The 12,820-nt window shown below is 72.7% G+C and carries 5 protein-coding genes, 1 pseudogene and 1 CRISPR repeat array; of the genes and pseudogenes, 1 reads left to right on the forward strand and 5 read right to left on the reverse strand.

The window, feature by feature from the left end; all coding sequences use genetic code 11:
* From HDA43_RS33460 to HDA43_RS33470, 3 genes are all read right to left on the reverse strand, one after another.
* A partial coding sequence (locus HDA43_RS33460) for a hypothetical protein (RefSeq protein WP_218912943.1) occupies positions 1-555 on the reverse strand: 555 nt, incomplete at its 3' end.
* Between the two features lie 53 nt (positions 556-608).
* Positions 609-845 (reverse strand): hypothetical protein, encoded by a 237-nt coding sequence (locus tag HDA43_RS33465; protein ID WP_179828964.1) that lies wholly within the window; start codon positions 843-845, stop codon positions 609-611.
* A gap of 22 nt (positions 846-867) precedes the next feature.
* The gene (locus HDA43_RS33470) at positions 868-1,182 is read right to left on the reverse strand and encodes a hypothetical protein (RefSeq protein ID WP_179828966.1); all 315 of its coding nucleotides are present in this window, start codon (positions 1,180-1,182) and stop codon (positions 868-870) included.
* Positions 1,183-1,349: 167 nt separating this feature from the next.
* On the opposite strand from HDA43_RS33470, the gene HDA43_RS33475 reads away from it, so the two are divergent.
* Complete coding sequence (locus tag HDA43_RS33475; protein ID WP_179828967.1) at positions 1,350-2,024, forward strand: GntR family transcriptional regulator; 675 nt, start codon at positions 1,350-1,352, stop codon at positions 2,022-2,024.
* Between the two features lie 3,175 nt (positions 2,025-5,199).
* On the opposite strand, the gene HDA43_RS33480 is transcribed toward HDA43_RS33475, so the two are convergent.
* Together HDA43_RS33480 and HDA43_RS33485 are read right to left on the reverse strand one after the other, a co-directional pair.
* Positions 5,200-6,441: an IS256 family transposase gene (locus HDA43_RS33480; protein WP_179829228.1), complete on the reverse strand. Its 1,242-nt coding sequence runs from the start codon at positions 6,439-6,441 to the stop codon at positions 5,200-5,202.
* Positions 6,442-7,683: 1,242 nt separating this feature from the next.
* Positions 7,684-8,573: pseudogene (locus tag HDA43_RS33485) on the reverse strand (IS5 family transposase).
* Between the two features lie 2,853 nt (positions 8,574-11,426).
* Positions 11,427-11,760: a CRISPR direct-repeat array (repeat unit 28 nt; unit sequence GGACCATCCCCGCAGGCGCGGGGCCGAC).
* The last annotated feature ends 1,060 nt before the right edge of the window (positions 11,761-12,820 follow it).

Consider the following 12,820-nt stretch of genomic DNA (forward strand, 5'->3'; position numbering starts at 1 on the left):
GGTGAACATGCTGAGCTGCGGGCGGCGGGCGGGGGAGAGCGCGGGGGTGGGGGAGGGGCGGCGTCCGGCGGCGGCGAGGCTGAGAGCGCCGGTTGCGGCGGCGGCCGCGACGGCGAGGGTGCCCTGGGTGGCGTACAGGGTGAAGCCGCCGCCCAGGGTGGTCGACAGTGACCACCAGGTCGCGGTGCGGCGGGCCTTGCGCAGCGCGGCGAGCTGTTCGAGGTCCTTACTGGTGACGCTCTTGCCGGTGCGCAGCAGCGCGTGGTGCTCCTCGGTGGCGGTGACCCATCGCCACCACGCGGCCAGGGAGCGGCCGGTGCCGCGGGCGACGGCGCCGGGGAAGCGGATGGGCACGCGGGCCAGGGCGCGGCCGACGTGGCGGGCGGCCTGGCCGGGGTCGTCGACGAAGACGGGCAGCGCCAGGGGCGCGGTCCAGGGGGTGGGGGCGGGCCGGAAGTTGCGGCGGTAGTCCTCGTCGGTGATGAGTTCGCCGGTGACGATCTCCTCGACGGGGGCCGGGTGGCGGGTCGCGTCGCCCGTGTTGGTGATGCTCACCAGGGGGCTCCTTCCAGGTCCAAGGTGGTGCGGGTGGTACGAGAGGGGCCGGGTTAGCGGTGGTTCCACCGCAGGTCGGTCCGGCGGCGCTGGTCGGGCGGCATGGAGGCCCGGTATCGGGTCTCGGTGCGGCGGATGTGCGAGGCGAGGACGGTCAGGAGGGCGGCGCCGCAGAGCAGCAGTGCGGCGGTGCCGATCAGGGACGCGGTGAAGCTCAGGGCGGGGTGGACGGCGATGACGCCGGCGGCCAGGGTGGCGGCGGTCGCGGTGGAGAGCACGAGGACGCGCATGCGGGGGGTCTCCGTTCCGGGGTCAGGTGAGGGCGGGTAGGCGGGTTCCGGCGATGAGGGCGAGGCGGGAGGCGATCCCGGCGAGCACGGCGGCGGCGATGACAGCGGCGGCCGCGGCGGCGTAGGCGAGGATGCGGGCGTTCTCCCGGACCAGGTAGGCGAGGCCACCGGCGAGGGCGTAGAGGATCAGGCCAGCCGCGACGAGGCGGCCGTAGGGGGTGAGGGCCTTGGCGGTGGCGTAGACCTGGGCGGGGGTCGCCTCGTCGCCGGTGGCGACGCTGGCCGACAGGGGCAGGCCGACGAACACGACCAGCCAGATCATGAACGAAACGCTCATCAGTGCCTCCCTCTTGGCTTCCTACACCCGTCAAGTTAACTTGTTGGGTGTAGATGTTGCAAGGGGAGAAGTTGACCGTGAATGCGCTGATCGATATCCCAGTGGTCCGCTGTGCTGGCACTCTTAGTCCGCACGACGCGCGACGATGGCAGAAAGTGGTGGGCGGCATGAGTGCCGGGCACGAATGGGAGAAGATCGCCCGTGATCTCCTCGGCCGGATCGAGGACGGCACCTACGGGGCCGGCGATCAGCTCCCCTCTGAGAACGAGCTCCAGGCTCGCCACGGGGTCGCGCGCAACACTGCACAGCGGGCCCTGGCCTGGCTGGTCAACCGGGGGTACGCCGAACCGCGGCCCAAGAAGGGCGTGTTCGTCCGCGGCTACGACCGGCAGCTCGTCGACGCGGGTCTGGGCGGTGAGAGTCGGGAGGCCGGCGCGCGGGTCGAGGTCGGCATCGTTGAGCCGCCCGGTTTCGTCGTGGTGCTGATGCCGGACGCCATCGAGGTGGTGCGCCGCCGCGCGATCCGGCCGGGCCGGATCGCTGACGTCTACCTTGCCGCCGAACTGGTCGAGCGGGCCCCGGAGCTGCGTGGGCCGAAGCCGCTGCAGGAGCCGGACGCGGCGTGGCTGGGAAGGGCCGGGCTCGGTGTCGCTCACGAGGCGACGTTCATCGCGCGGATGCCCAGTGAGGAGGAGGAGCGCCTGCTGGGGCTGCTGCCGGCTACGCCGGTGCTGGAGCAGTTCTCCACCTTGGCCGATGAGCAGGAGGGACGGGTCCTGGCGGTGATAGTCGAGCTGTACGCCGGCGATCGGACCGCGCTCCGCGCGACCCTGGCCCGCTGAAACCATGGCGGCCGCCGCGAGCGCTCGGGGATTTACGGCACGCCGCTGCCAGACGAGGCGCAGGGCTGACTCCATCGCCAAGAAGCCCTCGATCTACGGGTTAGGACCATCCCCGCGGGCGCGGGGCCGACACGATGTTGCCGAGCGCGCCCCAGACGAGGAGCGGACCATCCCCGCAGGCGCGGGGCCGACCGGAGAACGATTAGCCGTCGCTTATCCCAACCTGGGCCATCCCCCGCGGGTGCGGGGCCGACACCGGAGCCGTGGCAGCGTGGGGGAGCGGCACGGGACATCCCGCGCCCGCGGGGCCGACATCCTCCGCAGCGCCGGCTACAGCGTGCAGTCCGGACTATCCCCGCGAGCGCGGGGCCAACACCGCGATAGCGGCGTTGGTGGTCGTCTCGCCCGGGCCATCCCCGCAGGCGCGGGGCCGACATCAGGGCGGCCACGTCCACGGGCCCGAACAGCGGACCATCCCCGCAGGCGCGAGGCCGACTGCTGATACTCCTTCGCCGCGAAGCTGCCGTGCGGACCATCCCCGCGGGTGCGGGGTCGACGTCATGGCCTTGTCCGATCCAGCGCCCGACTCCGGACCATCCCCGCGGGCGCGGGGCCAACAACGTAACCGCGGTGAGGGTCACGTCTTCAAGGGGACCATCCCCGCAGGCGCGGGGCCGACGACCGGCCACCCGTCATCCACCACTCGATCGGAGGACCATCCCTGCAGGCGCGGGGCCGACCTACCTGCCACCTGCGACGTGATGTAGTGGTAGGGACCATCCCCGCAGGCGCGGGGCCGACGGCGACCCCGACAACGGGCTCACCCTGGTGGAGGGACCATCCCCGCGGACGCGGGGCCGACAAAGGCCGGGAGCGCCAACTCCCGGACCACAAGGGACCATCCCCGCGGGCGCGGGGCCGACGCGTCCATCTCCTGACGCACCTGCTCCGGAGACGGACTATTCCCGCGGGCGCGGGGCCGACGCTTGGGCGGCGCGAACCCGGGCACGCGCCTCCGGACCATTCCCGCAGGCGCGGGGCCGACCCCTTGATGTCGGCGTACCAGGAGACGATCCGGGGACCATCCCCGCGGGCGCGGGGCCAACACGCCGCCCGACGGCGTGGCCAGCGTGCCGCTGAGACCATCCCCGCGGGCGCGGAGCCGACGGGCTGCCGGAGTCCGTCACGCTCTGGGACTACGGACCATCCCCGCAGGCGCGGGGCCGACGGGCGGGGCTCACAGCGCTACCTCTCATCTGGAGGACCATCCCCGCGAGCGCGGGGCCAATACGGCGCGGGCCTTGAGCATGGCCTCGGGGTAGAGATCATCCCCGCGCCCGCGGGACCGACTTGCGGCGGGCCAGGTGGCGCTCGAAGCGCTCAGGACCATCCCCGCGTCCGCGGGGCCAACCCGGGGCGAGCATCGTCCTGTCCAGGTCGACCGGACCATCCCCGCGAGCGCGGGGCCGACGCCATGATGCGGTCCAACCGGTCGATCTCCAGCGGACCATCCCCGCAGGCGCGGGGCCGACACGGGCTCGTACGTCTCCTCGAAGATGTCCGGCGGACCATCCCCGCAGGCGCGGGGCCGACGCGAGGGCGACGCGGGTCAGGAGCCGCTGGACGGGACCATCCCCGCAGGCGCGGGGCCGACCGGGTCTTGCCGGTTCGGCGGGATCACGACCCCGGACCATCCCCGCAGGCGCGGGGCCGACGAGTGCATGAGGGAGTAAGCACCGAGAAGGGTGGGACCATCCCCGCGGGTGCGGGGCCGACACCGCGTTACCGGTGCGGTTGCGGCCGAAGCGGGGACCATCCCCGCGGGTGCGGGGCCGACGTGGGGATGTACCCCCATCTGTAACGGGAGCATGGACCATCCCCGCGGGTGCGGGGCCGGCCTGATAGGCGGTCAAAGAAGGCGTCATCGCCTGGGACCATCCCCGCAGGCGCGGGGCCGACCCGCCTACTGGAGGGGTGAGGCGGGCCACCCTCAGATCATCCCCGCAGGCGCGGGGCCGACATCGACGGCCAAGCCGGGACGTGACGAACCACGGGACCATCCCCGCGGGCGCGGGGCCGACCACAGTACGCTGCGTCCTTTTTCGTCCGCCCCAGGACCATCCCCGCAGGCGCGGGGCCGACACCCCCGTGTACAGGCGCTTCCACTCGAACTCCGGACCATCCCCGCGGGCGCGGGGCCGACGTGGGGAGCTTCCTCACGATGGTCTCCGTCCAGGGACCAGCTCCGCAGGCGCGGGGCCGACGACGTCCTTACCCAGGCTCAGTGAGACGCGCTGGGACTATCCCCGCAGGCGCGGGGCCGACGCGGGCGGGCCGGCGTCGAGGGTGCCGTTGCCGGGACCATCCCCGCAGGCGCGGGGCCGACAGCCTGCGCGCTCCAGCGTCCATCCTTTGCACCGGACCATCCCCGCAGGCGCGGGGCCGACACGCCGCACGGGGCCGACTCCTCGTCGTCCAGGCGCAGCGCCTTACCCATCGGACCATCCCCGCGGGTGCGGGGCCGATCATGAGTTTCGCTACTCACGACGTTGGTTCCGCGGTCCATCCCCGCGGGCGCGGGGCCGACACGGATAAGCGCGTCAGGCGGTTCGCCGGCGGCGGACCATCCCCGCAGGCGCGGGGCCGACGTGCCATTGGCGGAGGTGGCATCGTGACCGTGGGGACCATCCCCGCGTCCGCGGGGCCGACACGCCGGAGGCCGCGGTCCACATGCTGTGGCAGGGACCATTCCCGCGGGCGCGGGGCCGACCACCCGGGCGACCAGCTCCCGGGCATACACGACGGACCATCCCCGCGGATACGGGGCCGACCGCTCGGCAGCAGCACCCCGCTGGAGTTGCGGGGACCACCATCCTCGCGGGCGCGAGGCCGACGTGCTGAGAACGTCCGTGCCAGACCTGATGACCGGACCATCCCCGCGAGCGCGGGGCCGACCTCGCCACGGGCAGGCTCGGCCACGTCAACGCCGGACCATCCCCGCGGGCGCGGGGCCGACAAGATCGACGTCCACCCGGCCACATCGTTGCCCGGACCATCCCCGCAGGCACGGGGCCGACCTCGACCTGTTCGACGCCGAGTTGGCCGCCCTGGGACCATGGTCACGTCCAGCGAAGTGGTGTATGAGCCGGCCTTCGCGTGATCCTGTTTCTGCAGGTTAAGCGGTGAGTGTCTGCGGGATCAGACTCTGTTCCGGTGTGTCGCCGGCCAGCAGGCGCATACGGCACTTGGCGAGGATGTCCAGGCCCATGTAGCGGCGGGCCTCGGTCCACTCATCGGTCTGCTCGGCCAAAACCGCACCGACGAGACGGACGATCGCGGCGCGGTCAGGGAAGATCCCCACCACGTCGGTGCGGCGCCTGATCTCCTTGTTCAACCGCTCCTGGGGATTGTTGGACCAGATCTGCCGCCAGGTCTCCTTAGGAAACGCCGCGAAGGCCAGGAGTTCCTCGCGGGCGGCGTCCAGATGCTCGGCGGTGGCCGGATACTTCGCCTCCAGGGCGTCGATGACCCAGGCGTGCTGGGCGCGGACCTGTTCGGCGGCGGGCTGGTCGAAGATGGTCCGCACCAGCGTCGCCACCCACGGCTGGGCTGACTTGGGGACCGTGGTCAGCAGGTTGCGCAGGTAGTGGGTGCGGCAGCGCTGCCAGGACGCACCCGGCAAGGTCGCGCCGATCGCCTCGACCAAGCCGCGGTGGGCATCGGAGATCACCAATTGCACCCCGCTCAGACCGCGGGCCACCAGGCCGCGCAGGAAGGCCAGCCAGCCGGCGCCGTCCTCGGCCGCCGACACCTCCAGCCCGAGGATCTCCCGGCGGCCGTCGGCGTTGACGGCGGTGGCGACCAGGACGTGGACGTTGACCGTCCGGCCGCCCTCGCGGACCTTCTGCGTCAGCGCGTCCAGCCACACGAAGGCATACGGGCCGCCGTCCAGCGGCCGGGTGCGGAAGGCGTCCACCTGCCCATCGAGAGTCTTGGTCATCTGGCTGACCTGGCTCTTGGAGATCCCGGTGATGCCGAGCTGCTCGACGAGTTTGTCGATGCGGCGGGTGGAGACCCCGAGCAGGTAGCTGGTGGCCACCACGCTGATCAGGGCTTGCTCGGCCCGCCGACGGCGCTGCAGCAGCCAGTCGGGAAAGTAGCTTCCCGAGCGCAGTTTGGGGATGGCGAGTTCAACGGTGCCCGCGCGGATGTCCCAGTCCCGGGATCGATAACCGTTGCGTCGATTGGTGCGCTCCTCGCTGCGGGTGCCGTAGTCGGCACCGCACAGGCCGTCGGCCTCGGCCGACATCAACGCCTCGGCCATGGTCTTCACCATGGATCGCAACAGATCCGGATCGCCGTGCTCGATCTGCTGAGCCAGCCATGCGGCAGGGTCCACACTGTTGGTCGCGGCCATCGCTTCTCTCCTTCGATCTTGATGTCGCAATCACGAAGGATCACGCGATGGCCGTCCTCATTTCACGACGCCACGCCCGCTAGCTGGGGAAACTCATACACCACCTCCGTGGACGCAACCGGGACCATCCCCGCAGGCGCGGGGCCGACCTCCAGGTGGACATACGCCATGTCCCACGGGGGGGACTATCCCCGCGGGCGCGGGGCCGACGTCATGGCCTTGTCCGATCCAGCGCCCGACTCCGGAGCATCCCCGCAGGTGCGGGGCCGATCCGGGCGCGGGGAGGGACAGGTCGGTGGTGAGCGGACCATCCCCGCAGGCGCGGGACCGATGACGTTGGAGACCTCGCTCTGGCGCGGCTCCGCGGACCATCGCCGCAGGCGCGGGGCCGACGTGGCACAGGTCCCGTGGTTGCTCAGACAGCCGGGACCATCCCCGCGGGCGCAGGGCCGACGCCCCATCGGCGTCCGGGCCGGCCGCGGCGCACGGACCATCCCCGCCGGCGCGGGGCCGACTCCGCAGTCGAAGCAGTGCGCCAGGGGGCGCATGGATCATCCCCGCGGGCGCGGGGCCGACGGGTTGAGCCGCTGGCCCCGGTAGGTGATCTCGGGACCATCCCCGCGCCTGCGGGGCCGACGCCATGATGTGGTCCAACCGGTCGATCTCCAGCGGACCATCCCCGCAGGCGCGGGGCCGACCGCCCCGGATCCAGGCCGGGCTGTCACTAGCCCGGACCATCCCCGCAGGCGCGGGGCCGACTTCCACGGGCCGAAGACCTCGCCCTTCCTTGACGGACCATCCCCGCGGGTGCGGGGCCGACCTCCTGGCCGTCACCGGCAGCGAGCCGGCCAGCGGACCATCCCCGCGGGTGCGGGGCCGACATCTCGGGGGTGCCGAGCACGGCGATGTACAGCGGACCATCCCCGCAGGCGCGGGGCCGACCGTACGGGGTCGGGGCGATCGGCGCCCGTGGCCGGACCATCCGCAGGCGCGAGGCCGACCCGAAACCGTATCCGATGTCTGCCCAGCCGCGGGGACCATCCCCGCGGGTGCGGGGCCGACATCTCGGGGGTGCCGAGCACGGCGATGTACAGCGGACCATCCCCGCAGGCGCGGGGCCGACCGTACGGGGTCGGGGCGATCGGCGCCCGTGGCCGGACCATCCGCAGGCGCGAGGCCGACCCGAAACCGTATCCGATGTCTGCCCAGCCGCGGGGACCATCCCCGCGGGTGCGGGGCCGACTAAGGCGTGTCTGATAATTCGGCGTGGCGGAGCCAGAGCAGCAGGGAAGCGATGGTGACGCCCGCGAGGTAGCGGCCGGCGAGCTTGTCGTAGCGGGTGGCGACGGCTCGCCACTGCTTGAGCTTGGCAAAGCACCGCTCCACCACGTTACGCCCCTTGTAGGCCGCGGCATCGAAGGCGGGCGGGCGGCCTCCGCGGCTGCCCTTGCGCTTGCGGGCGGCGATCTGATCGGACCGCTCAGGGATGACCGCGCCGATGCCGCGCCGCCGCAGATGCAGGCGGATCTTCCGAAAGGAGTAGCCCTTATCCGCCACCAGCCGGTCCGGCCGGGTACGGGGACGGCCGATGCGACGGCGCAGCCGGAAGGTGCCCATCACCGCTTCGAAGGCGGTGCAGTCGTTGATGTTGCCGCCGGTCAGGTGCAGGGCAAGCGGCAGGCCACGGGCTTCGGTGATCAGATGGAGCTTGGTGGTCAGCCCGCCCCGGGATCGGCCGAGGGCTTGTCGTCTTTGGGAGGCTTTCGCGTCGATCGTCCCTCCGCCGTCCCCCTTTTTCGGGCGCCGGCAGCGTGCTGGTGGGCTCGGGCGATGGTGGAGTCGACGCTGACGACCAGCTCCACCGCACCGAGGGAGTCGTCTTTGACCTGCATCTCCTCCAGCAGGCGGGTCCAGGTGCCGTCTTCCTCCCAGCGTTTGAACCGCTCGTAGCAGGTCTGCCAGGGACCGTAGCGCTCCGGTACGTCGCGCCAGGGCGCTCCGGTCCGCAACCTCCACAAGATCCCGTTGATGACCGCGCGGTGATCCCGCCAGGGCCGTCCCCTGCCATCCTTGGCGGGCAGCAGGGGCTCGATCCGCTGCCAGGCCTTGTCGGTCAGCTCACCTCGTCGCACCACGAGGAATCATCTAACCGCACCACCGAGATCATTTATCAGACACGCCTTAGGCAACGGGGGGCGTGGCTACGCGCCGGACGGGACCATCCCCGCGGGTGCGGGGCCGACGACGACCAGCGCAGCAACGTGACCTCGCCCTCCGGACCATCCCCGCGGGTGCGGGGCCGACCCAAATGCGTCCTCCATGAGCTGGCCGAACCCAGGACCATCTCCGCGGGTGCGGGGCCGACAGACCGAGCAACAGCGCCTCGGTGCGGAACAGCGGACCATCCCCGCGGGTGCGGGGCCGACGCGCCCGAGGCCGAGGCCAACCGGACCGAGAAGGGACCATCCCCGCGGGCGCAGGGCCGACCGGTTCCCGTGTCCGGGCCGACCCCGCGCACATGGACCATCCCCGCAGGCGCGGGGCCGACCGGCGCCGGTAACCCCAGTCGTCGTCTCCCCACGGACCATCCCCGCAGGCGCGGGGCCGACCGTGCGACGGCCGCCGCGAGGATCGGGGCCGGGGGACCATCCCCGCAGGCGCGGGGCCGACGGGCTCCCGGCCCACACGGCGCGGTGAATGTCCGGACCATCCCCGCAGGCGCGGGGCCGACCCGGCGCCGCCTACGGAAGGAGCAGAAGAGATGGGACCATCCCCGCAGGCGCGGGGCCGACTCGGTCTGGGCGGTGATGGCGGCGCGGGCGACGGGACCATCCCCGCAGGCGCGGGGCCGACTCCTCAGCGCTCACGGTCAGGTGATCGGCTACCGGACCATCCCCGCAGGCGCGGGGCCGACTCGCCGAGGACCCCGCGGATGATCCAGTCGTCCGGACCATCCCCGCAGGCGCGGGGCCGACGCGCGGTCGGCCGGTGTGGCGATCCGCATCACGGGACCATCCCCGCGAGCGCGGGGCTGACGTCCAGACGTTGGCGGCGTACTCGATCGGTGTGGGAGCATCCCCGCGGGCGCGGGGCCGACCGCCTCAAGATCCGCCGAAGGCGAGTCAGCTCCGGACCATCCCCGCGGGTGCGGGGTCGACGCGAGAAGCCACCAAATAAACCTGCACAATCTGGGACCATCCCCACGGGTGCGGGGCCGACCTGCTGGAGGACCTCGCCAAGGCGGCGGAGGACGGACCATCCCCGCGGGTGCGGGGCCGACCCGAGCATGTGACGTTGGGCTACGCCGGGACGGGGACCATCCCCGCCGGTGCGGGGCCGACGGCCTAGACCGGACACTGGAGGTCCGACCATGGGGACCATCCCCGCGGGTGCGGGGCCGACATCGGTGCCGTGGTGACGACCGCTGCGGTCTGCGGACCATCCCCGCGGGTGCGGGGCCGACGCCGAGGCCAGCATGGCCTTGCCCTCCTCCAGGGGACCATCCCCGCGGGTGCAGGGCCGACGAGGCGGTGTCACCGGTGGCGACGCCGATCCAGGGACCATCCCCGCGGGTGCGGGGCCGACAGGGGCGCCGGGCCGGGCGATCAGACGGCGAGGGGACCATCCCCGCGGGTGCGGGGCCGACGCGGCCGGTACGGCGGGAGCCAGCGCGGCCGGGGGACCATCCCCGCGGGTGCGGGGCCGATCGCCGACGCTGTGCCAGCAGATCGAGGCGCAGCGGACCATCTCCGCAGGCGCGGGGCCGACACGGCGTGGGCCTTGAGCATGGCCTCGGGGTAGAGATCATCCCCGCAGGCGCGGGGCCGATATCACCTGGCCGGTGAGGGGGCCGACGACCGCCTGTACCGGATGGTCCGTGACGGGGTGGAACCATCCCCGCGCCCGCGGGGCCAGCAGGTGGTTATGTGCGATGCGACTTCCCAATCCGGGATCATCCCCGCGTCCGCGGGGCCGACACACCGGAGTACTTCTCAGCGCGTTCGATGGCCGGACCATCCCCGCGGGCGCGGGACCGACCCTGCAGGGCTGGGCGGGGACCAGGTCGAGGAGGGACCATCCCCGCAGGCGCGGAGCCGACGACTCCAGGGACGGGTTGTACGCCTCGCCCCACGGACCATCCCCGCAGGCGCGGGGCCGACACGGTCGTCGGCACCCTGACCGCCAAGTTCAAGGGACCATCCCCGCGGGCGCGGGGCCGACACGGCCAAGGTGGTTCGTCTCACGCGCCTACCTGGACCATCCCCGCGGATGCGGGGCCGACCCGCACACCGCCCAGTCGTTCCACGCTCCCTGGGGACCATCCCCGCGGACGCGGAGCCGTCCAGGCCATCGAGGAGCAGTGCAAGCACATCGGCGGACCATCCCCGCGAGCGCGGGGCCGACCGCTACGCCTGCTACAACCTTGACCTGCACCTGGGACCATCCCCGTGGGCGCGGGGCCGACTAGAAGACATCAGAGCGTGCCGCGATCAAGTCGGGACCATCCCCGCGGGCGCGGGGCCGACAGCATGGCGGCGTTCGGCTGCCTGGCCTACTGGGGACCATCCCCGCAGGCGCGGGGCCGACGGCGGCCACGACCTCCCGCGCGCCGTCGATCCCGGACCATCCCCGCAGGCGCGGGGCCGACACGGTGAACCGGCGGGCGAGCTCTTGGGTGAGCGGACCATCCCCGCAGGCACGGGGCCGACCGGTCCAGGATTTCCCAGACGTAGATGCCCTGGGGACCATCCCCGCGGACGCGGGGCTGACGGTCGTGCGTAAGGAGCGTCATGGGGACCTCACGGACCATCCCCGCGGGTGCGGGGCCGACGGCGGGGCTTCTTGCTGTCTGTGATCAGACACCGGACCATCCCCGCGGGTGCGGGGCCGACATGATCGCCGCGCTGGCGACTCGGCGCGACATGGGACCATCCCCGCAGGGTGAGGCCAACGACCGCTTGACGGACTACGGCGTCGACGTCGCAGGACCATCCCCGCGGGCGCGGGGCCGACCGCCGGTCATGACCAATGAAATGATGTCCATGCGGACCATCTCCCCGGGCGCGGGGCCGACGTCTGGCGCGTCAACGCCACCAGCATCCGCCGCGGACCATCCCCGCAGGCGCGGGGCCGACGCAATCGTGCGCGAGGTCAAGGAAGAAGCGGGAGGACCATCCCTGCGGGCGCGGGGCCGACGCGAGGGAGGCGGGCCGGGCGAGGAGGAATCGGGGCTCATCCCCGCGGGCGCGGGGCCGACTGGACGTACATGCCGACCCGCACCGCCGACTGCGGACCATCCCCGCGGGCGCGGGGCCGACCTGGAGAGCGCATACGCGCTGATCCGGTACATGGGGCCATCCCCCACAGATGCGGGTCCAACTACAGCCAGATCGAGCTGGTGCTGCTGGCCCACGGGCCATCCCCGCAGACGCGGGGCCGACGGGATGAGGCCGGGCACCTGGCGGGACAGGCTGGGACCATCCCCGCGGGCGGGGCCGACAAACTCCAACGCTGCCCAGAGCGGCGGTTCTACGGACCATCCCCGCAGGCGCGGGGTCGGCTCCCATAAGGCGTACAAGGCCGCCAAGAAGCGCGGATCATCCCCGTAGGCGCGGGGCGACCGATGCCAGTCCATGAGGGTGCTGCGCAGGACGGGACCATCCCGCAGGCGCGGGGCCGACACCCCGGCCAGGGTCTTGGCCAGTACACCCCGGGGACCATCCCCGCGGGTGCGAGGCCGATGACCACGACTCCGGCCAGGAACAGGCGCCGCGGGGACCATCCCCGTGGGTGCGGGGCCGACTCCATCACCGCGCCGCCGTAGCGGTCCACCAGGGGACCATCCCCGCGGGCACGGGGCCGACGAGCGGCGCCTGCACCAGGCCACGTCAGGCTAGGACCATCCCCGCGGGTGCGGGGCCAACCCGGAGCCGACGTAGGAAGTCCAGTAGTGGTAGGGGCCATTCCCGCGGGTGCGGGGCCGACCGGCGGCGTGGTCATCCCCGTCCAGCCGGAAGAGGACTATCCCTGCGGGCGCGGGGCCGACACTCACGCCCTCCGGGGTGCATTCCGGGGGCCGGGACCATCCCCGCGTCCGCGGGGCCGACGGGCTGCCGGAGTCCGTCACGCTCTGGGACTACGGACCATCCCCGTGGGCGCGGGGCCGACGAGCGCCGGCCGATCGCCGAGGGAAGGATGTGCGGACCATCCCCGCGGGCGCGGGGCCGACTGCGCGAACCTCGACGGGGTCGACGACACCGTGGGACCATCCCCGCGGGTGCGGGGCCGACACTTGCTGACCTGCGGAATTATAGGCGGGAGGCCGCCAGATCCTTTAGTTGACCGCGGCATCCATACTTCATTGTCAGCCGCGCCTCTC

The organism is Streptosporangium sandarakinum (genome assembly GCF_013409935.1).
GTDB lineage: Bacteria > Actinomycetota > Actinomycetes > Streptosporangiales > Streptosporangiaceae > Streptosporangium > Streptosporangium nondiastaticum.